Source organism: Paenibacillus sp. 23TSA30-6, from assembly GCF_014858585.1.
Lineage (GTDB): Bacteria > Bacillota > Bacilli > Paenibacillales > Paenibacillaceae > Paenibacillus.
The window spans coordinates 222,492-245,938 of the sequence record NZ_SLTL01000002.1; the positions used below are offsets into that span (position 1 = coordinate 222,492).

At 47.7% G+C, this 23,447-nt stretch carries 24 protein-coding genes; 1 reads left to right on the plus strand and 23 read right to left on the minus strand.

What is annotated here, in order from left to right:
* Positions 1–16 precede the first annotated feature (16 nt).
* The 6 genes from trmFO to E0698_RS02895 form a co-directional block, all read right to left on the minus strand.
* The gene (trmFO, locus tag E0698_RS02870; protein WP_134910158.1) at positions 17–1,357 is read right to left on the minus strand and encodes an FADH(2)-oxidizing methylenetetrahydrofolate--tRNA-(uracil(54)-C(5))-methyltransferase TrmFO; all 1,341 of its coding nucleotides are present in this window, start codon (positions 1,355–1,357) and stop codon (positions 17–19) included.
* Positions 1,358–1,384: 27 nt separating this feature from the next.
* Positions 1,385–3,487, minus strand: coding sequence for a type I DNA topoisomerase (gene topA / locus E0698_RS02875; protein ID WP_192510534.1), 2,103 nt, complete (start codon positions 3,485–3,487; stop codon positions 1,385–1,387).
* 347 nt (positions 3,488–3,834) lie between these two features.
* A complete protein-coding gene (dprA, locus tag E0698_RS02880) occupies positions 3,835–4,953 on the minus strand; it encodes a DNA-processing protein DprA (protein WP_192510535.1) in 1,119 nt (372 codons plus the stop codon).
* Between the two features lie 229 nt (positions 4,954–5,182).
* A complete protein-coding gene (gene sucD, locus E0698_RS02885) occupies positions 5,183–6,112 on the minus strand; it encodes a succinate--CoA ligase subunit alpha (protein ID WP_192510536.1) in 930 nt (309 codons plus the stop codon).
* A 49-nt stretch (positions 6,113–6,161) separates the two neighbouring features.
* The gene (gene sucC / locus E0698_RS02890) at positions 6,162–7,322 is read right to left on the minus strand and encodes an ADP-forming succinate--CoA ligase subunit beta (protein WP_192510537.1); all 1,161 of its coding nucleotides are present in this window, start codon (positions 7,320–7,322) and stop codon (positions 6,162–6,164) included.
* Positions 7,323–7,654: 332 nt separating this feature from the next.
* Positions 7,655–8,125 carry a MarR family winged helix-turn-helix transcriptional regulator gene (locus E0698_RS02895; RefSeq protein ID WP_192510538.1) on the minus strand — a complete coding sequence of 157 codons (471 nt, stop codon included), beginning with the start codon at positions 8,123–8,125 and terminating at the stop codon, positions 7,655–7,657.
* A 147-nt stretch (positions 8,126–8,272) separates the two neighbouring features.
* Between E0698_RS02895 and E0698_RS02900 the strand changes: the two genes are divergently transcribed.
* The gene (locus tag E0698_RS02900) at positions 8,273–8,701 is read left to right on the plus strand and encodes an organic hydroperoxide resistance protein (RefSeq protein ID WP_149095819.1); all 429 of its coding nucleotides are present in this window, start codon (positions 8,273–8,275) and stop codon (positions 8,699–8,701) included.
* A gap of 267 nt (positions 8,702–8,968) precedes the next feature.
* Here the strand turns inward: E0698_RS02900 and E0698_RS02905 are convergent, their stop codons facing one another.
* From E0698_RS02905 to ftsY, 17 genes are all read right to left on the minus strand, one after another.
* On the minus strand, positions 8,969–10,744 hold the full coding sequence (locus E0698_RS02905) for a YifB family Mg chelatase-like AAA ATPase (protein ID WP_192510539.1): 1,776 nt from the start codon (positions 10,742–10,744) through the stop codon (positions 8,969–8,971).
* Positions 10,745–10,893: 149 nt separating this feature from the next.
* Complete coding sequence (locus E0698_RS02910; RefSeq protein ID WP_192510540.1) at positions 10,894–11,445, minus strand: nitroreductase family protein; 552 nt, start codon at positions 11,443–11,445, stop codon at positions 10,894–10,896.
* Between the two features lie 154 nt (positions 11,446–11,599).
* A complete protein-coding gene (locus E0698_RS02915) occupies positions 11,600–11,983 on the minus strand; it encodes a YraN family protein (RefSeq protein WP_192510541.1) in 384 nt (127 codons plus the stop codon).
* On the minus strand, positions 11,983–12,282 hold the full coding sequence (locus E0698_RS02920; RefSeq protein WP_134910176.1) for an EscU/YscU/HrcU family type III secretion system export apparatus switch protein: 300 nt from the start codon (positions 12,280–12,282) through the stop codon (positions 11,983–11,985). Before E0698_RS02920 ends, E0698_RS02915 begins: the two co-directional genes overlap by 1 nt.
* Entirely contained in the window at positions 12,279–14,417 is a 2,139-nt protein-coding gene (locus E0698_RS02925) for a DNA ligase (protein WP_192510542.1), read from the minus strand. The genes E0698_RS02920 and E0698_RS02925 overlap by 4 nt, the downstream gene beginning before the upstream one ends.
* A gap of 91 nt (positions 14,418–14,508) precedes the next feature.
* The gene (locus tag E0698_RS02930; protein ID WP_337916057.1) at positions 14,509–15,177 is read right to left on the minus strand and encodes a ribonuclease HII; all 669 of its coding nucleotides are present in this window, start codon (positions 15,175–15,177) and stop codon (positions 14,509–14,511) included.
* A 192-nt stretch (positions 15,178–15,369) separates the two neighbouring features.
* The gene (ylqF, locus tag E0698_RS02935) at positions 15,370–16,230 is read right to left on the minus strand and encodes a ribosome biogenesis GTPase YlqF (protein WP_134910182.1); all 861 of its coding nucleotides are present in this window, start codon (positions 16,228–16,230) and stop codon (positions 15,370–15,372) included.
* Between the two features lie 87 nt (positions 16,231–16,317).
* Positions 16,318–16,944, minus strand: a complete 627-nt coding sequence (gene lepB, locus E0698_RS02940; RefSeq protein WP_134910184.1) for a signal peptidase I — start codon at positions 16,942–16,944, stop codon at positions 16,318–16,320.
* A 101-nt stretch (positions 16,945–17,045) separates the two neighbouring features.
* The gene (rplS, locus tag E0698_RS02945) at positions 17,046–17,390 is read right to left on the minus strand and encodes a 50S ribosomal protein L19 (protein WP_010346403.1); all 345 of its coding nucleotides are present in this window, start codon (positions 17,388–17,390) and stop codon (positions 17,046–17,048) included.
* 245 nt (positions 17,391–17,635) lie between these two features.
* A complete protein-coding gene (gene trmD / locus E0698_RS02950) occupies positions 17,636–18,439 on the minus strand; it encodes a tRNA (guanosine(37)-N1)-methyltransferase TrmD (protein ID WP_192510544.1) in 804 nt (267 codons plus the stop codon).
* Entirely contained in the window at positions 18,439–18,954 is a 516-nt protein-coding gene (gene rimM, locus E0698_RS02955; protein WP_192510545.1) for a ribosome maturation factor RimM, read from the minus strand. The genes trmD and rimM overlap by 1 nt, the downstream gene beginning before the upstream one ends.
* A gap of 97 nt (positions 18,955–19,051) precedes the next feature.
* Positions 19,052–19,282: a KH domain-containing protein gene (locus E0698_RS02960; RefSeq protein WP_013309863.1), complete on the minus strand. Its 231-nt coding sequence runs from the start codon at positions 19,280–19,282 to the stop codon at positions 19,052–19,054.
* Between the two features lie 23 nt (positions 19,283–19,305).
* Complete coding sequence (rpsP, locus tag E0698_RS02965; RefSeq protein ID WP_014281051.1) at positions 19,306–19,578, minus strand: 30S ribosomal protein S16; 273 nt, start codon at positions 19,576–19,578, stop codon at positions 19,306–19,308.
* A gap of 67 nt (positions 19,579–19,645) precedes the next feature.
* A complete protein-coding gene (ffh, locus tag E0698_RS02970) occupies positions 19,646–21,022 on the minus strand; it encodes a signal recognition particle protein (RefSeq protein ID WP_014281050.1) in 1,377 nt (458 codons plus the stop codon).
* 52 nt (positions 21,023–21,074) lie between these two features.
* Positions 21,075–21,443, minus strand: a complete 369-nt coding sequence (ylxM, locus tag E0698_RS02975) for a YlxM family DNA-binding protein (RefSeq protein ID WP_192510546.1) — start codon at positions 21,441–21,443, stop codon at positions 21,075–21,077.
* A 166-nt stretch (positions 21,444–21,609) separates the two neighbouring features.
* A complete protein-coding gene (gene trhA, locus E0698_RS02980; protein WP_192510547.1) occupies positions 21,610–22,260 on the minus strand; it encodes a PAQR family membrane homeostasis protein TrhA in 651 nt (216 codons plus the stop codon).
* Between the two features lie 137 nt (positions 22,261–22,397).
* Entirely contained in the window at positions 22,398–23,414 is a 1,017-nt protein-coding gene (ftsY, locus tag E0698_RS02985) for a signal recognition particle-docking protein FtsY (RefSeq protein WP_192510548.1), read from the minus strand.
* Between the last annotated feature and the right edge of the window lie 33 nt (positions 23,415–23,447).

Sequence of the window (23,447 nt, forward strand, 5' to 3'; positions counted from 1 at the left end):
TCCTTTTCCTTCATCCTTATGACTGTACTTCGGCTGACATAACTTCCGCTTCGTTAATATAACCACGCAAGCTTTCCAACGCACGGTTAGCAAGCGCTTCGTTCTTTTCCTTCTTGTTGCGGATACGCGTCTCCAGCTTTGGCAGCAGACCAAAGTTCGCATTCATCGGCTGAAAATGCTTGAAATCAGCGGTTGTGATGTAACGGGCCATGCTGCCCAGTGTCGTTTCCGCAGGGAATACAAACATTTCTTGTCCACGCGCCGCACGCGCTGCATTCATCCCCGCCAGCAAACCCGAGGCCGCAGATTCTACGTACCCCTCCACTCCAGTCATTTGTCCGGCAAAGAACAAATTACTTCTGCCTTTGAACTGATAGGTCGGATGAAGCTGCTGTGGAGAATTAATAAAGGTGTTGCGATGCATCACACCATAACGTACAAACTCTGCATTCTCCAGACCCGGTATCATGGAAAATACACGCTTTTGCTCTCCCCATTTCAAATGAGTCTGGAAGCCAACCAGATTGTACAGTGTACCCGCCGCATTATCCTGTCGAAGCTGCACAACGGCATATGGCAACTCTCCTGTATGTGGATTCACTAGACCGACTGGTTTCATCGGCCCGAACAATGCCGTCTGCTTACCGCGCTGCATCATCACTTCAATGGGCATACAGCCTTCGAAATATATTTCTTTTTCGAATTCCTTAACTTGTGCCACTTCAGCCGTAATCAGCGCCTCATAAAAAGCATCAAATTCCGCTTCATTCATCGGACAGTTCAAGTAGGCTGCTTCTCCCTTATCGTAGCGGGAAGCAAGATAAACCTTACTCATGTCGATAGAGTCCTTTTCCACAATCGGGGCCGCTGCATCGTAAAAGTAAAAATACTCTTCTCCCATCAGCGATTTAATCTGCTCCGACAAAGCCGGAGAAGTTAAAGGCCCGGTAGCAATGACCACAATCCCATCCTGGGGAATTTCCTGAAGCTCCTCATTGACCACCTCAATAAGCGGATGTTGATGAAGAGTATCTGTAATATGTCCGGAAAATCCATCACGATCCACCGCCAGCGCACCACCTGCCGGAACAGCATGACGGTCTGCGGCATTCAAAATCAAGGAGTTTAATATCCTCATTTCTTCTTTAAGTACACCTACCGCGTTGGTCAAACCATTTGCCCGTAAAGAATTGCTGCACACCAGCTCGGCAAATTTATCTGTATGATGCGCCGGTGTCTTAACAACCGGTCTCATTTCATATAGCTGGACAGGCACGCCACGGCTTGCGATCTGCCAGGCAGCTTCACTGCCCGCCAAACCTGCTCCGATGACTGTTACCTTTTGTAGTTCACTCACGTTTAAATCCCCCTGCTATTGTTGTTCTTATGAAGTCTCTACACCCTCGTCGCTATCTTCCAACATTTCACTGTGATCGCAGACGGTACAGTTGAGCTTCGTTCCTTGTTTGGTACGTTTTTCGACCATTAGGCCACCACAACTTGGACAAGGCTTAATGGACGGTTTATCCCAGGATACAAAATCGCATTCCGGATAACGGTCACATCCATAAAAGATGCGTCCTTTTTTACTCCGCCGTTCCACAACATGGCCCTCACCACATGTAGGACAATTTATTCCGATATCCTTGACAATCGGCTTCGTATTACGGCAATCCGGGAATGCCGAGCAGGCCAGAAATTTACCAAAGCGGCCAAGCTTATACACCATCGTGCTGCCACATTTGTCACAAATGACATCGGATTCTTCATCCTTGATCTCAATTTCCTTCATTTCTTCCTCTGCAACTTCCAGACGCTTCTCAAACGACTCGTAAAAGTCACTCAAGACCTTGACCCAGTCTCCTACGCCTTCTTCTACGTGGTCAAGATCACCTTCCATATTAGCCGTGAATTCCACGTTCAGAATTTCAGGAAAGAATTCCTCCATCTGCTCGATGACCAGTTCTCCCAGCTCTGTAGGGAAGAACTTCTTCTCTTCAATGGCGACATAGCCACGCTTCTGAATAGTTTCCAGTGTCGGTGCATACGTACTCGGACGTCCGATACCCAGTTCTTCCAGCGTTTTCACCAGTCGTGCCTCTGTATAACGGGGAGGCGGTTGCGTGAAATGCTGCTTCGGCTCAACCGATTCCTTTTTCAGCTTGTCGCCCGGTTTAAGCGGCGGCAGCAGCTTATCTTCTTCGGTTTTTCCATCGTCATTCCCCTCCACATACACTTTCATGAAGCCTGGAAAACGAACCTTCGAGCCAGCTGCCCGGAATATAGTCTCACCCGCTTCAATATCAACGGACAAGGTATCCATAATAGCGGAAGCCATCTGGCTGGCCATAAAACGCTCCCATACCAGTTTGTACAAACGGAACTGATCCCGGCTCATAAACGGCTTAACCGTTTCCGGGTCACGCAACGCGGAGGTTGGACGAATCGCTTCATGCGCATCCTGGGCATTGGCCGCTTTTTTGGAATATTGACGAGGACTTTCAGGTACAAAAGCTTCGCCATATTTCTGAATAATGAATTCCTTCGCTTCCTCTTGGGCCGAAACAGCTATTCGTGTGGAATCCGTACGCATATACGTAATCAGACCCACGGTTCCTTCTTTGCCCAAGTCCACACCCTCATACAACTGCTGGGCCACGGACATCGTTTTGGATGCACGGAAGTTGAGTTTCCGAGCCGCCTCTTGCTGCAAGGAGCTAGTCGTGAATGGTGGAGAAGGATTGCGCAAACGCTCTTTCTCTTTCACATCACGAACCTTGTAAGACGACTTGCCAATAGTCTCCAGCACTTCTTGTACATCCGCTTCGCTGGAGAGCTCTTTCTTTTTGCCACGAAGCTGATGGAATTTCGCCTCAAAGGTACTGTCCTTAATCGCCAGTTTAGCTGTGATCGTCCAATACTCTTCCGGTACAAACTCATTAATCTCGTTTTCCCGGTCCAGGATAATTTTCACGGCAACCGACTGCACGCGCCCTGCGGACAAGCCCTTCTTTACCTTTTTCCAAAGCAATGGACTGATTTTGTAGCCGACAAGCCGATCAAGGATCCGCCGTGCCTGTTGGGCATTGACCAAATCCATATTGATTTTGCGTGGTGTTTTAAATGCATCCTTAACCGCCTGCTTTGTGATCTCATTAAATACAACGCGGCAGTCTGCTGTATCGTCCAGATCCAGCGCATGCGCCAAATGCCAAGCGATAGCTTCGCCTTCGCGATCCGGGTCAGCCGCTAGATATACTTTTTTTACTTTTTTTCTGGCATCCTTTAATTCTTTCAAAATCGAGCCTTTACCTCGAATGGTAATGTATTTGGGATTAAAATCATTTTCGACCTCTACGCCGATCTGACTCTTTGGCAAATCCCTGATATGACCCATGGAAGCCTTGACGATATATTTACTGCCCAAGTATTTGCCGATCGTCTTCGCCTTGGAAGGCGATTCCACGATGACGAGTGAATCCGCCATAGGCTCTTCCTCCTCTCAATTACGTACAATAGGATAGACTTCCTGAAATGTGGTGAGTTATAGCGCGGAGACGCTCCGCAATGGATTTGATCCTACAATCGCTGTTGCAACGGAATTCCTTATAAGTAAAGTGTGACAAGGTTGGAATTCCGTTGCAAAGGCGAGCGCTATCGCTTCTCCGGATTCAAATCCCTTGCTCCGCTGCTACGAGCTATAAAGCCAACACATTTCAGGAAGTAGGGAGGGAGCAGGAATCCGCTGTGCGGATAAATATCTAAACTCCCATCCCCGGATGTTTAATATTGAATTTGTACAATTACTACATTAAGGATTTGCAAAATTAACTATTAAATAAGTTTGTATTTTGTACCCGTAAGCTGGGCGATCCTTTTTTTTATGATTAACGATAACAGAACTGAGTGTAAAAGTCCAAAATCCCATGCAGTTGCTTCAAGCAGTTCATCCAGTGTCATGGTTCCTTGTTCCAGCAAAAGCACAACACGCTTTTCCTCGGGTGTTTCACTCGCTGGTGCTTTGGAGACCCCATTCACATCCAGACCCTGCTCTCTATTGTATGAAGAAACATCCCTTATACGCAAATCGGCTACGTACTCCTCTACAATATCTGAAGCTTCGGTGACCGTTTTAGCGCCTTGCTTAATCAGGCTTAACGTACCTCTACTCTTCGGTGATGTAATCGGCCCCGGAACGGCGAACACATCTCGATCCGCCTCCAACGCAGCATCGGCTGTAATTAGGGAACCGCTTCTTACATCTGCTTCCACGACAACGGTTCCCTGTGTCAGACCGGCAATGATCCGGTTACGCTGTGGAAACATTCCCGGATGCGATCTGGTTCCTGGTGGATATTCAGATACAATCAGGCCTTTGCTCGCCATCTCTGCAAATAAAGATGCATTTTGGGACGGGTAAATTTGATCAATCGCCGTTCCAAGCACCCCAATCGTATTGCCTCCCCGGCGCAGAGCAGCTTCATGGCAAATACTGTCGATTCCTCTCGCCAATCCACTGACTACAGTAATACCCGCATCACACAATCCCTCTGTCAGCATTTCGGCCACTCTGCGTCCATAAGCCGTAGGAATGCGGGTCCCCACCATAGCTACAGAGCATGTATGCAGAAGTGAAATGTCCCCTTTCGTATACAATACCCAAGGCGCGTCTACCGTTTCCTTCATTAATAGGGGATAATCTTCATCCACATAAGTTATCACTCCGATATCGCCGGATTGAACCCGCCGATATCTTTCATGTACCCAATCTTCGTCGTAACGTTGCATCGCTACACGGGCCTGAGCAGGACTTAATCCTACCTCAATCCATTTCTGCTCGCTAAAATGCAGCAGTTCATGCAATTGGTAGTCACTCGACCAAATACGCTGAATTGTTTTTCTACCGATACCCTCTAATTCATGCAAACCCAGCAAAAGCCATCTTTCTTCCAAACTGCGATTCCCCCATTCACGGGAAGAGTGAACCCTCCCTTATTTTGTGGTACAACGTATCATTTTGCAAGCGTTTCCCTGAAAAGCTTGTCCCAACGCAAAAAAAAGCAACCTTTTCATCCCCTGTTTCAGAAGACAAAAAGGTTGCTTACCTTTCTTTCATTATACACTAGCAGGCGGCAAATTTCGATGCCATTTTACAGCTTGTATATTAATGAAGAAACACGATTTAATGTGTTGTACATAAATTCAAAATACCACGTGCTTCCAGCACACTGACCAGCGTCGAGCCCATCTCCGAAGGAGTCGGTGCCACCTTGATACCACAGGCTTCAAGCGTAGCGATTTTTTCCTTGGCTGTTCCTTTTCCGCCGGAAATGATGGCGCCTGCATGCCCCATCCGTTTGCCTGGAGGCGCAGTCACACCGCCGATAAAACCGACTACCGGTTTCGTCATATTGTCTCGAATCCACTCGGCAGCTTCCTCCTCGGCCGTACCGCCGATTTCTCCGATCAGAATGACAGCATGCGTGTTAGGATCTTCATTGAAGCGCTGCAAAATATCAATAAATTCCGAGCCCTTAACCGGATCACCGCCGATACCAACCGCAGAGGATTGTCCGATGCCCCGGGTAGTCAGCTGATGCACCGCTTCATAGGTCAGCGTTCCGCTACGTGACACAACACCTACATGACCCGGTAGATGAATGTAACCCGGCATGATGCCAATTTTGCACTCTCCCGGTGTAATTACGCCTGGACAGTTAGGACCGATCAGAACGGTCTTTTTACCTTCCATAAAGCGGTTGACCTTAATCATATCAAGCACCGGAATACCCTCGGTTATACAAATGACGAGGTCTAACTCTGCATCTACAGCCTCCAAAATGGAATCCGCAGCAAAAGCAGGCGGCACATAAATAACACTCGCTGTCGCACCTGTAGCAGCCTTCGCTTCGCTCACCGTATTAAACACGGGCAACTTGACCTGTTGTCCGTTCTCCAGCGTAATTTCCACCTCGGTGCCGCCCTTGCCTGGAGAGGTGCCTCCTACCATCTGTGTGCCATAATCAAGCGCACCCTTGGCGTGGAATAACGCCGTTTTTCCCGTAATCCCCTGTGTAATCACCTTTGTATGCTTATCGACCAAAATACTCACGATCTTCACATCCCCTATCGTTTATTCGGCATATCGGAATGCAAACAGGCTATTGAACAAGTTCGACGATTTTCTGGGCACCGTCCGCCATGGAGTCAGCCGCCACGATATTCAAACCGGACTCCGCCAAAATCTGTTTACCCAACTCGACATTCGTACCTTCGAGACGGACAACAAGCGGACGGGTCAGCCCCAATTGCTTGGCAGCCTCCACCACACCGTTCGCAATGATGTCGCACTGCATAATTCCGCCGAAAATGTTCACAAAAATGCCTTCTACCTTCGGATCGGACAAAATGATTTTGAATGCTTCGGTTACCTTTTCCGTCGTCGCACCGCCCCCTACGTCCAGGAAGTTGGCCGGATCGCCGCCGTAATATTTGATAATGTCCATCGTCGCCATGGCAAGACCTGCGCCGTTGACCATACACCCAATATTTCCGTCCAATGCGATGTAGCTCAGATCGTATTTGGAAGCTTCTATTTCTTTCTCGTCTTCTTCGTCCAAATCACGCAGCTCCAAAATATCCTTGTGGCGGAATAACGCATTAGAGTCGAAATTCAGTTTGGCGTCCAACGCCAGCACATTCCCGTCACCTGTAACGACCAGCGGATTGATCTCTGCAATCGAACAATCCTTGTCCACAAAAGCTTCATAGAGCGCCTGCATGAACTTAACCGCCTTGTTCACCAGCTCATTGGGGATGTTAATGTCATAAGCCAGCTTACGAGCCTGATAAACCTGAAGCCCAATCGCTGGATCAACAACCGCTTTAAAAATTTTCTCCGGAGTAGCCGCAGCTACCTCTTCGATTTCCGTACCGCCTTCTTCCGAGGCCATGATCACGACACGTCCGGTCGCACGATCCACGACAACACCGACATAATACTCTTTACGAATATCGCAGCCTTCCTCTACCAAAAGGCGTTTAACCTCTTTACCTTCAGGCCCGGTCTGATGTGTCACCAGCACCTTACCCAAAATTTCAGAAGCATAGGTGCGCACTTCATCCAAGTTTTTGGCAACCTTCACACCGCCCGCTTTACCACGTCCACCGGCATGAATTTGCGCCTTTACCACCGTAACAGCGCTTCCAAGCGATTCTGCCGCAGCAACGGCTTCCTCCACCGTATAGGCAACCTTACCATTCGGTACAGCCACTCCGTACTGCTTCAATACTTCTTTACCCTGATATTCATGGATATTCATTCTGGAATCCTCCTATCAACATGACTGCAACAAGGGCGGTTCACAAGGAAATCTATACTAAACCTACATCATTGTAACATGTTTTTAAAACGCTTTCCTTATAATTTAACGTTATGAATTACAGTATTTTGATATCAATATCATTCCCAAAATCGAATGCTTGGATATTAATGGATATTCATTTTAATAGAATACAAACAAAAAAGTACCTCTTCAAGTTCGGGATTTATTAAATCCGTATGAGAGGTACTTCAGTTCATCCGAGCATTCCTTCACCCAGTTACAGGCGGCTACATAACAATAAGATTCTTAAAAGTAACCGGAAATGCCTATTATGATTTTTCAACCTGCACATTCGCTTCATGAACTCGGTACAGCAGATCGTTGAACTGAAGCAGGAGCGAGCCGAATTGATCGTGGGTCATGCTTGTTTTTTCCTGAATACATCCTGGTACAGATTGCGCTTTTTCCCGCAATGTACTTCCTTCAGGAGTCAAAGAAATCAGCACCTTACGCTCATCCTGAGTCGAACGCTTCCGGTCAATGAGTCCGGCATTCTGCAATCTTTTCAATAACGGGGTTAGTGTGCCTGAGTCCAGATACAACGCCTCGCCTAATTCCTTCACTGTACATTCCTCGCGCTCCCACAACACAATGAGCACCAAATACTGTGAGTATGTCACACCAAGCTTTTCCAGATAAGGCTGGTATAGCTTCGTAATCTCTCTGGAGCACGCATATATGGCAAAGCATAATTGATTATCAAGTTTTAATGTTGCGCCTTCATTATGATTGTTGTCCATGCTGTCAGATCACCTACTTTCGCCATTATTTTATCACATTATATAACAAAAAGCATGCTAATTGCACAAAATACTTTACAAACAATAATTATTTTGATAAATTAAATTGTGTAAAATACAAATTGAACGAGAGGCAGTGATTGAATTATGATGACCATTCAACAAAAAATGTATGAAACCACAGTGAAAGCAGTTGGAGGACGTGATGGTTATGTCGAGTCTTCTTCCCCTGAACTTCGTTTAAATATTGATACACCCAAAGAAATGGGGGGTGCAGGCGGCACGGGTACGAATCCGGAGCAATTGTTTGCAGCAGGCTATTCAGCGTGTTTTGACAGTGCTTTGAATATGGTTGCCCGCATGCAGCGTATTAAACATGAAGGTACCGAAGTAACAGCAACGGTCAATTTCGGTAAAGTTGAAGACGGCGGCTTCGGAATCGGAGTGAACCTTGATGTTCTAGTGAAAGGTGTTGACCATGAAACAGCGGTAAAACTGGTAGAAGGCGCACACGAACAGTGTCCTTACTCCCGCGCTACCCGCGGTAATATCGAAGTGAAGCTAAACGTGCTCTAATCCGAATTATATAAAAAAAGCCTCCGAGCAGTTTCTGGTTCGGAGGCTTTGTATACTTTCAGCTACACCTTCACAACAAAGGATTGACAGCTGGTTTTTCTTCCATCAAGTAACATGGCAGATGATGCATAATCGTATATACGAAACTGATATACTTAGTGTATAATCACGTTGTCATAATCTTTTTTTCTTCTCCAGAACTTTGCGTCTGGAGCTTTTTTTTGTCTTACGTAAAAAATATGGACATAGCGTTATTTCTATACCGTTTTATTCTTCTGAAAAACTGGCATGTGCTCTGTCCATATTCCGATATTGAATGGCTTCAGCTACATGTGACATTGTGATCTTCTCTGATTGATTCAAGTCTGCAATGGTGCGTGACAGTTTGAGAATTCGATCATACGCACGCATGCTTAAACCGAGTGCATCCATCGTCTGATCAAGCAGCTCTGCCGCGTTATGTTCTAATACCGCATATTTACGGAGCATTTGACCGGATAGTTCGCTATTCCATGAAAAAGGAAGCTTGCTGTATCTATGGATTTGTATCGCTTGAGCAGCTAGTACCTGTCTTCGCATTTCAGCGGAAGACAGTGACTCCTTTTCCTCCCGCCAATCCTTCGGTTGTGATACCTCAAGCTGAAGATCGATCCGGTCCAGCAACGGACCAGAAATACGTGAACGATAGCGGGCTACCGCAGCAGGTGAGCAGGTACAACGCTGATGTTGCGTATCACTTCCGAAAAAGCCGCAGTGACACGGGTTCATAGAAGCTGCAAGTAAAAAATGCGCAGGATACTTAAAAACTGCACGTGAACGGCTGATTGTCACATTGCGGTCTTCCAATGGCTGGCGCAGCACCTCTAGCACATGACGACTAAATTCAGGCAACTCATCCAAAAATAAAATACCCCGATGCGCAAGGCTAATTTCTCCTGGCTTGGGTATTCCTCCTCCTCCCACAAGCCCAGCGGCGGAAATCGTATGATGAGGTGAACGGAAGGGGCGAATGTTCATCAAATGAGGCGACGACTCCTTCCATTTTCCAGCAGCACTGTATATTTTGGTAACCTCCAGTGCCTCTTTTTCGGTCAAGGGCGGCAGAATGGATGGCAGCCTGCGGATAAGCATCGTTTTTCCGGCACCTGGAGGCCCGATAAGGACAATATTGTGCATCCCGGCAGCAGCGATAACCAACGCTCGTTTAGCGTGTAGCTGACCTAATACATCGCTGTAATCCTCCATAGCGTCAATTATCTCTTTGACCTCACCCATAGGTATTTGATCTGCCTGAGGCAAATGGTCATAAGCATGGATAATGATCTGCTGTCTAGCAGTAATACGTTTGCCTTGATCATGATTTTCAGCTTGATTCGAGACTGGAATAGGAGCTGGATCATTAGATTTCTTAATGACTTGATTAGTGACTTGATTAGTGACTTGATTAGTGACTTGGTTAGTGAGCTCGTCATTAATTAGATCAGATAGGTAATTAGAATTCGGATCTTTTGATTGGCCTTCAATAGCGTATTGTCCGTGATTTTTTGCTGGAATGAGATCCATCAGATGACGAACAGCGTAAATACGTATACCCGTGATCAGGCGTGCTTCACCTGCATTTTCCTCGGGAAGCAGTACCGAATGAAATCCTTCTCGCTTGGCCAAATCAACCATAGACAATACCCCGTTCACGGGGCGAATACTGCCGTCCAACGCTAGTTCACCGATAAATAGCGTCCGTTCCCCCGCAGGTAAAACGACTTGTCCGCTGGTTGTCAGCAGTCCCAAAGCGATAGCAAAGTCAAAGGATGAGCCTTCCTTACGTAAATCAGCAGGAGCCAAATTTATGGTTACACGCTGGGACGGATATTTGAAACCACAGTTTTTGATCGCTGCTCTTACGCGCTCCACGGCTTCTCGAATGGCCGAATCCGGCAATCCGATAATCGCAGTTTGAGGCAACCCATTCGACAAATCCGTCTCCACCTCAATCAGAACACCGTCTATTCCATAAAGACAAGCTCCATGTAATTTTCCATACATAACAAAAAACACCTCTCCTCATACTGAAATGTCTCCCCCTAGGAGCATTGCATATATGAAAAAAGGTGCTTCCAAATTTTCATCTGTTGCAAATATAATGTTACATCTTTAATTTCCAAACTGTCTAATCAAGGTTATTCGACAAAAGATTATTTGTCAAACAGGGTTAGCTTATCCGCTGCTGGAATACGTGGTCTTGGCTCTGGAATAACTTCAGGATAACCTGCATACACCATGCCGATGATCTTCTCACCAGGCTGAATTCCCAAATGTTTGCGGAATTTCGGTGAATAAAGAAAAGGCTTTGTGACCCAAAACGTTCCGATTCCTTTACTCCATGCGGCAAGCATAAAGTTTTGTACAAGGGCACTAACCGCTGCAAAATCCTCATCCCAAACTGCCTGACGAGGGTCTTCCTCCAACACAACTAAAAGCTGAATCGGATTGTGTAAAATGCCGCTTTCGAATTTGTTATCCTTGCCAATATCAGCTTCAATAGCTTTAGCGAGCTTTTTCCGTCCGTCGCCAGCAAACAAGAGAAAACGCCATGGCTCACGCATTTTATGATTGGGAGCCCATACAGCAACGTCCAGCAGTTCTTTAATGGTATCTACTGGAATGGGGTCGGATTTGAACCGTTTAATGGTCCGTCGTTCCTGAATTACATCTATGACATGTTCACTAAAGGTATGCTCTGTCACGTATATCCTCCTTCGTAGGAATAGCTCGTGGATGTTCACTATAACTATAAAACGAAATGATAACCATTCTCAATAAAATATACCTTTAGCATTCCTTCCTGTCAACCTGTGCATATGAAATTCGAAATGAACCTTCAAAAAATTTATCGCTCTTTTAGAATGCCTCGATTATATGGTCCGTGACGACCGCGGTTTCGTCAATCAATCGTACAGAGATCATATCAAAACGGATTGGAACATCCTCAATTCCGTTCATATGCAAATAAACAGCGGCTGTCTGGCGAACTTGGGTTATTTTACGTGCAGTGATTGATTCCGCGGGCGTTCCATAACTGGAGCTACTTCGGCTGCGTACTTCAATAAACACGAGAATATCATGCTGCGCGGCAATCAGATCCATTTCTCCGCTACGACATCGCCAGTTACGCTCTATGATACGATACCCCAGATTTTCCAAAAACGAAGCCGCTGCATGTTCACCCAAAGCTCCTTTGGCTTTTCGTTGATCCTTGCCTCCGGTCCTCATGTCGTTCCTCATCAGGTGTCATCCCTTGGAGCAAGCTTATCCATTTGATATATATAGGTGAGCACCTCTGCCACCAATTGATATAGCTCAGCAGGAATTTGTTCATCCAAGTCAAGCTTGGACAATACCTCAACCAGTGCGGCATCCTCTTGAACGGGAACGCCGTGCTCTTTGGCTTTTTCTAAAATGCTATCCGCAATACGACCACTGCCTTTGGCAACGACGATAGGGGCTTCGCTCTCACCGGGCGTATATTTAAGGGCGACAGCCTTCTTCCTAGAAGGAGAAGGAGCCTCTAACGGCTCTTTCATATTTTAAGATCGACTCCTTTATACGGCTGAGGCACATAGCTTTGTACCTCCGAAGAGACCAGACCTTTGCTCTCCTGTCCAGTCCTTACCGGCATCGGTTCGGTGCGCAGGGATAAAAGCTGATAGCCTAGCGATTCCAGCGCCGTATGAATGGATTCACGCCCGCTGGTCAACAGCGAAGCAGCCCAATCTTGATCGTTATGGAGCTTGAGGCTCACTATCCGGTCCACGACTTGCACATCCACCAATGTTGGCCCGAGCGCCTTCATGTCCAAATCAAACCAAAGTCGGCAGTTGGATGCATCCAGCTCCCCGCGTTTACCGCGTCGAGACTGAATCTGGATCGTAGCTGTTTCACGACCATCCGGTCCGACAAACGGAATAAACATGTGTACCTGTGCAAAAGGGGCCGTACGGTCCGTATTCAGCAGCAACTGCTGACCCGTCAGGTGCTGCACGACCTGCTGCGCCGCCTCTTTCAGGGCAGGCGGCAGGTCATCGCTGCCCATCAACTGGAGCAGCGCCCCCTTTACGGTGTCGGCGTCCGCTGACACCGTACCGCCCGCCGCAACCGCTAATCCCGGCAGCGGCTGCGTCCCTTCCGGCGGCTCCATACGGGCCGCCGCCGTTCCCTGCGCGGTCTGTGCAGCCGCGCGGTGTACCTGCTGTTCGTGCTCTGCACCGAGCAGCTTGAGCACGCGGCCCACCCACGGGTCCTCCGTGGGGGTGAGCTGCGTGCTGGACGCCACGGACGCCGCTGGCTGCGCAGCAGCGGTGTCCGTAGCCCGCAGAGCGCCAGCCGTAGGCTGCGGCGCTTCTACTGCGGGCTGTTCCGGCGCAGCCGTGCCCAGCGCGGGGGGCACCGCCGCGCGCAGCTCTTGCAGCAGCGTGCGCAGCCGCTGGAGAGGCGCCTCCGGCGTGGCCGCGTTGCCCGCAGCGGCCTGCGGCGCAGAGCCGCCAGCTAGCTGCGCGGCGGCACGGTCGGCCGTAGCGGCGTTTGCAGCGGGCTTCGCCCCGGCAAGCTCCGCCGTTGCCGCAGTCGGAGTGCCTTCGGCACCCTTGGGCTGTTGTGTACCCGCCGTAGCAGCTTGAGGCTGCTCCGCTCCGGCTCGTGAAGCCCTTAGTGCATCAGCGCCCGATTCAGGCACATTTGCACCAGAATCCACCACCTCCGTGGCTATGGCTCCACGCCCATTAGCTACCGTTGCTTCCCCAGAGACCGTACCTTTAGCTACAGGTGCAGCAGTTCCAGTCGGAGCATCCCAGTCAGTCGCCGAAGCGCCCGCTTCACCCACCATAGCAGCAAGATTTGCCGCCTGAGTCCCTTTCAGTGTCTCCTTGCCTCCTGCTGCCCGTGCCGCTTCTGCCTGCTTTGTAGCAACAGCAGCGGCATCCTTGGACAATACAGGAACTTGGCCTTCTGGTGCATCTGCAACAACAGCCGAAGAAGCACCTGATGGAGCAGGAGACACTCGATCACCCGCCTTTAAGGCTGTAGCTTCTCCCAACGTACGGTCAGCAGAAGCTCCTTGTCCTTGCTGCTTGAATACTGCTTCAAGCTCCTGCTCCAGCGAAGACAAAAGATCATTTAAAGGAGGGCCAAACATCGCCTGTCGCAAACCGTTTATACTTTCCGCCGTCAATGGCAAGCCACGTTGAAAGGCAACCGCTGCTGCCTGTACAAACATCTCCATTTGTACTTTTCCCGGCTGCTTCGCCAAAGCGTCCCGTAAAGAAGCCGCATTTTCCGATGTCAACGGTACACCATTCTTTTGCATCGCCTGTATCAGTTCTCTGTTCTGCGCTGTATCCGGTAGCCCCACCGAATCCAGTACATCTGCCAACGCTACAGTCTGCTGTCCTGTGTTGGCAGCATCGTTCAAAGGCTTAAGCACAGTCATTCCGCTGGGCGAAGCTGGCTGAACCTGAAGTAATGTAGACTGTCCAGGTTGAAGAGGAGTTTCCAGTTTGGCCCTGACCTGGGAACCTTGAATTTGCAGTACAGCTTCACCGCCGTCCTCAGACACCTTTAATACGACGCCCCGAACGACCTGACCTGGCTGCATATCGAGCTTTTTAGTCTCTCCCGCCTTCGCATCACCAAGTAATCCTCGAAATACAGAACCGATATTCATAGGGTCCCTCCTCTCTTTATGCCCCATATTCAAGGGCTCTATTTTATTGGGTATACATTATATCGGCACAGTCCCGACTCATAATAAGTATTTACAGGTCAAACAACGTCGGTTGCTCGATCAACAAATTCCCAAGAAAGCTGCGTCTATGCATCGCTGTAGGTCCCAGCGCCAAAATTTGTTCCCTGTGTAGCTTGGTAGCGTAACCTTTATGTATGCCAATCCCATATTCCGGGTACTTTGCATCCCATTCACCTTTGCACAGTCGATCACGGGTTACCTTGGCTATGATAGAAGCCGCAGCAATAGACTGGCTGTTCGCATCTCCTTTAATAATAGAGAGCTGGGGAATAGACAAGTCTACCTTTTCTGCATCTACAAGCAAATAATCAGGAGATACCCGTAATGCCTCAACTGCCTGCTTCATCGCCAAACGAGCAGCCTGCTTAATATTGATGGCATCAATCGTTCGTGCGTCCACATACCCAACTCCTACGGCAATGGCCTTCTCCATAATCAGCTCATAGTAGGTTTCCCTCTTCTTGTCCGTCAGCTTTTTGGAATCATCCACGCCCTCCAGCAGCTCACCATTCGGCAAAATGACCGCCGCTGCCACAACATCCCCGAACAAACACCCTCGGCCTACCTCATCAATACCAGCGATGCGCTCATAGGATTGCTCCCAGCACTCTTTTTCATAGCGCAGCATGTCCGTTACCGCTACCACTTTTTCTTCCATACTCCATACCCGCCTATCTATATGTAGTTTGGCGCTTAATTCACGCCATAGTTCTGCACAATTTTATTCAGCTTAACACAGACCTGTCCATCCCAAAACCCTTTTCGTTAACCTGCCTTCACATACCAAAAAACCTTCCTCTCTCCGGAGAGATGGGGAAGGTTCTTCCTTGCCACATTATGCTATGTTGTGTATCCGGTACATCTGGCAGAATCAGTAAGGAGCTTCCAAACTGAAACGTCCCAGCTTACCTGCACGCAGCTCTCGTAAAATGATTTTTGACGACTTTTCGAGATCTACACGTCCACCGCTGACAATACAGCCGCGTTTACGTCCAATCGCTTCCATGACACTGACAATTTCATCAGCATTTTCCGTATCCTCGGGACGCTCAGTCAGCTCAAAGCGCGCTGCCAGCTCATCCCAGTAATATTGAACCAAATATTTTGTCGCGAAAAAAGCGATATCCTCAACATTCAAAATCTCTTCCTTGATCGCGCCTGTAACCGCCAGACGATAACCAACATTCTGATCCTCAAATTTGGGCCACAAAATACCCGGTGTATCCAGCAGCTCAATTTCACCAATCTTGATCCATTGTTGTGCCTTCGTCACCCCAGGACGATCGCCCGTAGCTGCAATGCTACGTCCTGCCATACGGTTGATCAGGGTCGATTTACCGACATTCGGTATACCAACAATCAAAGCACGCATAGGACGAGGATTCATACCTTTAGAAATCTGCCGATCTATCTTTTCCTTAAGCAGCAACTTGGCCTGAACCGGAATTTCTTTCATCCCTGTGCCTGTTGTAGCATCCACCTGAAAAGCGATATGCCCTTGCTCCTTAAAGTAGGCAATCCACTGCTGTGATACTACCGGATCCGCCAAATCTGCCTTATTTAAAATAATCATTCGCGGCTTGCCCTGCAAAATATCATCAATCATTGGATTTCGGCTGGAAAGCGGCAATCGAGCATCAATCAACTCAATTACCAAATCAATCAGCTTTAATTTTGCTTCAATTTGGCGGCGCGCTTTGGTCATATGACCAGGAAACCATTGTATCGTCACCGTCATCACCTCATTGATCGTAACTCCTAACGTTTCCCACAGGGTTATGCGTCAGGATTACGGCAGCTATGCTGCATATTAGTTGTTCTAGTGGTTAATCCACTTCATATCCTTCACCGGCCAGAAAATAACATCAGCACGGCCGACAATTTCTTTCAAATCAATATATCCAATCATCCGACTGTCTGTACTGTTGGAACGGTTATCCCCCATAACAAAAATATGTCCTGCTGGAACTTTACCATCCTTAAAATTTTCATTCGGGAAATTTGTAAACTTGTTGTAAAGCTCACCATTCTGATGCGCTTCCTCCAACGGAGTTTTCAAGTAAGGCTCCTGAATAGGTTTACCATTCACCGTAATCGTGTCACCTTCTACCTTAACCGTATCGCCCTCAACGGCAATGACGCGCTTAATGAAGTCTCTTCCTTCATCCGGTACATGAAACACGATTACTTCTCCCGGTTTTGGGGAACGGAAATCATACAAAATTTCATTTACAATGACACGTTCTCCGGTATGAAAGTTAGGCTGCATCGACGGGCCATCCACAATAAACGGCTTAAAAAGAAACCAACGGATTAAAAAGACCAACACTAATGCGATAACGATGGCCTTAATCCACTCAAAAATCTCATTTTTCGGTTTACGCTTGGGCGTACCATCCTGATCGGTCGGCTGCTGTATAGCTCCTTGTCCTACTTCTTGCTCCATAGCTCACTGTCCTCTCTTTACGGTCAATAATCCACAGTTCCCTATGTACGTAGAAAAAACGAAAGGAGCTTGTAATCAAGCCCCTTTCGTTATTCGTTGTATTAACGACGAATTTCTTTAATTCTCGCTGCTTTACCGCGCAGTTCACGAAGATAATAAAGCTTCGCACGACGCACTTTACCACGGCGAGCCACGTCGATTTTATCGATTTTCGGGGAATGAAGCGGGAAAGTTCTTTCCACACCTACACCGTAAGAAATTTTACGAACTGTAAAAGTCTCACTGATTCCGCCACCACGGCGTTTAATTACAACACCTTCAAACAACTGGATACGCTCACGAGTTCCCTCAATAACTTTCACGTGCACTTTCAAAGTGTCACCGGGACGAAAGTTAGGCAAATCTTTACGCAGTTGTTCTTCAGTGATCGCTTGGACGATATTCATCTATGACTCCCTCCTTCCGTACAGGTGTTCATGCATCTTCTGGAAACACATCCGTTTCCTTCATCATCCACAGAGGACCACCGTATTACACACAACAGATGTATTGTATCATGGAGGATACCGCATTGCAACAAGAAAAGGGATTTGACCAAACATTATATTTAATTAATTACATTATAAAACAGGTTAGCACCTGCTTTCAATTCCCCTTATTGCTACAGCGCTTTAATACACTCTTCCCATGATCAATCCATCTTGCGCTGTTCCTCTATCCATAGCCGTTCCTTGCTTGTCAATTCAGCCTGCTCCAGCAGATCCGGTCGACGTTCCATCGTACGACGCAGTGCCTCCTGCCGTCTCCATGCATCAATATTAACGTGATGTCCTGACAACAGCACCTCAGGCACCTTCCAGCCCCGAAACTCAGCAGGTCTGGTATAATGCGGGTACTCCAGCAGACCTGTACTAAAAGAGTCCGTTACCGCACTCGTTTCATTGCCCAGCACTCCAGGCAGCAACCGTGCCACACTATCTATAGCGACCATGGCGGGCAGTTCCCCACCAGTCAACACATAATCTCCGATAGAAAGCTCATCCGTCACCAAATGCTCGCGAATACGCTCATCATAGCCCTCATAATGCCCGCATATAAAAATAAGATGGTCCTCTTTAGCAAGCTCCTCCGCTTTCTTTTGCGTAAAAGTCTCACCTTGGGGACACATCAAAATAATACGTGGTGCTTTCAAACCTGCACTCGACCCGGCCTCTTCACCTCGAACAACTTCGTCTGTGTTCCCCAATAGGGTTGGACGCTCTGACTCATCCAATAACGCCTCCACCGCCGCGAAAATCGGGTCAGGCTTTAATACCATCCCGCCCCCGCCGCCATAGGGTGTATCATCCACCTGACCATGCTTGTTCCCAGCATATTGGCGAAAATTAACCGCTTGCAGTGATATGATTCCCTTCTCCCTTGCTTTTCCCAGAATGCTTGCATTAAATACACCGTCAAACATTTCGGGAAACAGGGTCAGCACATCCACCCGCATTATAGTAGTCCTTCCATCAACCGTACCGTAACCCGTTTTTCAGGCACGTTTACATCCAAAATGACACCTTCTATATACGGCAACAGCAGTTCCTTGCCATCCGGCATTGTGACTACCCATACATCGTTAGCTCCTGGTGTCAAAATCTCCTTCACCACGCCAAGCTTTTCTCCATCTTCTGTCACTACATCCAAGCCAACAACTTCATGAAAATAAAACTCATTTTCCTCTAGTTCGCCTAGCCGTTCAGCGGACACCTTCAATAAGCTGCCTTTATACTTTTCAACATCATTGATGTTATGATATTCCTTGAATTTGGCTACAACCATATTTTTTTGAAAACGTGCTATTTCAATAGTTACAGGGATCGGCGCTTTACCATCCGCAGGAATGATCAACAACTCACTGCCTTTGGCAAAACGATCCTCCGGGAAATCAGTCGTCGTTAATATTTTAAGCTCGCCGCGGATTCCATGTGTATTCACAATTTTCCCGACATTAAACAATTGCTGCATCGTGTTCCTCCTGCATGTAATCGGTCCCGCTCCATATCATCTTCATCATGTACGAAAAAGGGTTAGGACATACATCCTAACCCACTTTCGTATATCTTTAAGATATGATGTCTACGGTAACCCGTTTATCCATCTTAACGGCTGCTGATGCAACCACAGTGCGAAGCGCCTTGGCGATACGACCCTGCTTGCCAATGATTTTACCTACATCCTCAGGATGCACGCTAAGCTCATATACGACAAGCCGATCCTTCTCCAAGGTCTTCACGGTTACATCTTCCGGATGATCGACTAAAGCCTTAGCAATGATTATCACTAATTCTTCCATGGTTGACCCTCCGTATCAGCACCTTATTTCTGTTGTTTAAGCTCATGAAACTTTTTCATTACGCCCGCTTTGCTAAGCAAGTTGCGGACTGTATCGGATGCTTGTGCACCATCTTGCAACCATTTCAACGCTTTATCTTCATCAATTTTTACAACTGCTGGTACTGTAATAGGGTTGTAATAACCGATTTCTTCGATAAAACGACCGTCACGCGGGGAACGGGAATCCGATACCACGACGCGATAGAAAGGAGCTTTATGTGCACCCATACGTTTCAGACGAATACGAACTGCCACGAAAATTCACCTCCTTCAAAAAGTAGACTGTATATTGTTATCCTATAATTCCAACGGCCTAATGGCCTTAACGGAAAGGAAACTTCATACCTTTACCCATACCCTTCAACTGCTTCAGGGCTTTGTTTTTGCCACCCTTAGGTCCCATCATGTCTGAGAACTGCTTCATCATGCGCCGCATTTCGTCAAATTGCTTGATCAGGCGGTTTACCTCAGCCAGTGATGTTCCACTGCCTACAGCAATCCGTTTACGGCGGCTATGATTAATCATGTCCGGGTTTTGCTTTTCTTGTGTGGTCATGGAATGAACGATAGCCTCAATCCGGCCCATCTGCTTGTCATCCACTTTAACATCTTTCATTTGCTTCATATTGCCCATGCCGGGAATCATATCGAGAATCTGGTCGATCGGGCCAAGCTTTTTAACTTGATCCATCTGCTCCAGAAAATCTTCGAAGGTAAATTCAGCATTGCGCATTTTCCGTTCCATTTCCTTCGCCTTATCCGCGTCGATATTGGATTGCGCTTTTTCAATCAGGGACAACATGTCACCCATACCCAAAATCCGTGAAGCCATCCGTTCCGGATGGAACGGCTCCATTGCATCCAGCTTTTCACCCAATGTAGCAAACTTGATCGGGCATCCAGTCACAGCCTTAACCGACAAGGCCGCACCACCGCGGGTATCGCCGTCCAGCTTCGTCAGTACAACCCCTGTTAACTCCAAGCTCGTGTTAAAGTGCTCCGCAACGTTTACCGCATCCTGACCTGTCATGCTGTCAACAACCAGCAGAACTTCGTCAGGATTCACATTCGCATGAATCTGGCGCAACTCTTCCATAAGCTCTTCATCCACGTGAAGACGACCGGCAGTATCTATAATAACGTAGTCATTACCGTTATCCTTGGCATGCTGTAAGCCCTGTTTTGCAATTTCCACCGGGCTTGTCTGATCGCCGAGCGTAAATACAGGAGCGTTGATCTGCTCGCCAAGTACCTGTAACTGCTTGATCGCAGCCGGTCTATATATATCACCAGCTACGAGCAAGGGGCGATGATTTTGCTTTTGCAGCAACTTCGCCAGCTTACCGGACGTCGTCGTCTTACCTGCGCCCTGGAGACCCACCATCATAATGACCGTAGGCGGTTTGTTTGCTTTGGCAAGCTTGGCCTGACTGCCGCCCATCAACTCGGTCAGTTCCTTGTTCACGATGTCGATGATTACCATACCTGGCGTGAAGCTGTCCATCACTTCCTTGCCGACGGATTTCTCCTTCACCTTGGCAATAAAGTCCTTTACAACCTTGAAGTTAACGTCCGCCTCCAGCAAAGCTAATCGTACTTCGCGCATCGCCTGAGCTACATCATCCTCAGACACTTTTCCTTTGCCGCGCAGTTTACTAAATACATTTTGCAAGCGGGTCGATAATCCTTCAAATGCCATATTTTCGCACCTCCTTGTCTACCAGGGTTGTTTGTTTACTAATCTATATGACCTACAATTCCTGCAGGCGATTTACAATTTGATGAACATGTTGCAGAGTGCCTTCATCGGGTTTACCGATTTTACCGAACGCCTCATACAACGCTATATTCAATTCTTCCAGATCTCGGCTTCTGCGCTCATGTTTACTGAGCAACCCGAGCTTTTCCTCATACATTTCCAGTACCTGCTCGGCACGTTTGATATGCTCATACACAGCCTGACGGCTAATTTGAAATTCCGAAGCAATCTCTCCCAGAGAAAAATCATCATGGAAGTAATATTTCAAAAACATCTGTTGCTTCTCCGTAAGCAGAGGTTCATAGAAGTCAAACAGTCGGTTAATCCGGTTTGTCTTTTCCAGCCGATTCTCCTGACTCATCGCGTATACCTCCATCGTCAAGGAAAAACACTTTACAGTTCTTTTCAACGATCCTTATCATACATAAAAGAAAAGAAGATGTCAAGCGTTATCCCTTGTCAACCAAAAAAAAGCCGATTCACTGCCCTTAAACGGAAGTGCGAATCGGCTTTTTGCCTACTAGGGTTTAAACTCTTACCGGGGTAAGATACAGCAGAACAGCCAGAAAATGAAGTACGCTGCCTGCCAGAACAAACAGATGCCAGATCGCGTGATGATACGGAAACGCCCGCCACACATAGAAGATTGTGCCTAACGTATACATTAGACCGCCCAGGAACAATAGCGTCATGCCCCCGGCGGGAACAGCCGCCACCAGCGGGTTCCAGGCAATCGTGATGAGCCAGCCCATCACGATGTAGAACACGGTAGACATGAACAGGAAGCGCTTGGTGAAGAATGCCTTGAATAGCACACCAAACAGGGCGATTCCCCAAATAACGCCAAACAGCGTCCAACCTAATGTCCCGCGCAGTGCAACGAGCATAAACGGGGTGTAGCTGCCTGCAATGAACAGGTAAATGCAAGAATGATCGAATATTTCGAACAAATCCTTCAATTTTCCTTCGCGCAGACTATGAAGCAACGTGGAATTGGTGTATAACAGCAGCATCGTAATTCCGTAAATCGTGAAACTGACGACATGCCAAGTGGTCCCTTTCAAGCTTGCAAAAACAATGAGCAGCACAAGTGCCGCCACACTTAAAACGGCTCCAATTCCATGTGTGATCGCATTGGCTATTTCTTCCCTGCGGGAATAAGTATAGGTATTCGCCATTGGTTCTTCACCCGGCTTCCTGTGAAATATTTTTACATCCAAAAAAATTCATATCCGGCGCCGACAGACCCTCTTCTTTCATTATACATCCCTGTGATCTCACGCAGCAACCAGACCATACTTAGCCCCAAGCCTGATTAGGCCTGTTCTTCTTCATCCGGAGCGGTTTCATCTACGCCTTCTTCCTGAATCAACCCAGCGAACAACGCATGAACGAATTGCTCGGAATCAAATGGCTGGAGATCATTCACTTTTTCACCCAAGCCTACCAGCTTCACTGGCAAATTCAGCTCTTGGCGGATCGCCACGACAATACCACCCTTCGCTGTACCATCCAGCTTCGTCAGCACCAGCCCGGTTACGCCACTTTTCTCGCCAAACATTTTGGCTTGATTGAGCGCGTTTTGTCCGGTCGTCGCATCGAGTACCAGCAGTACTTCATGGGGAGCATCGGGAATTTCACGCTGGATCACGCGGAAAATTTTGTTCAGCTCCTCCATCAGATTGCTTTTATTCTGGAGACGTCCTGCGGTATCACACAGTAACACATCCACCTGACGCTGCTTGGCAGCCTGTACCGCATCAAACATAACCGCCGCTGGATCAGAACCGGATTGCTGCTTAATGACCTCTGCACCTGCCCGTTCACCCCATACCTCCAGCTGTTCAATCGCACCAGCACGGAATGTATCCCCGGCGGCCAACAACACCTTTTTACCTTCCTGTTTAAAACGATGCGCCAGTTTACCGATGGTTGTTGTTTTGCCGACACCATTGACACCGACGAATAGAATGACTGTAATCCCGTCAGGGCTCATTTGAAGCTGACTGTTGTCATTGCCCCGCAGCAGCTCAGACAGCTTTTCCGATAATACAGGCTGTAGCTCGGATGCGTCCTCGATTTTGCGTTTTTTCACTTCTACCCGCAGGTCTTCAATAAGGTTCATAACTGTGTTGACGCCAACATCGGCACCAATCAAAATTTCTTCCAGCTCCTCATAAAACTCCTCATCAATCTTCTTGCGGCGAATCATCAGATCCGATACTTTTTCAACAAAACCTTTGCGTGTTTTTTCCAGACCGTCCTTGAACTGTTTGGTAACAGATTCGGTTTTGCTTGCAATGCTTTCCTTCAATTTCCTAAAGAAACTCATAGGTTCCCTCCGTTGATCTGAAAGTATGTTATT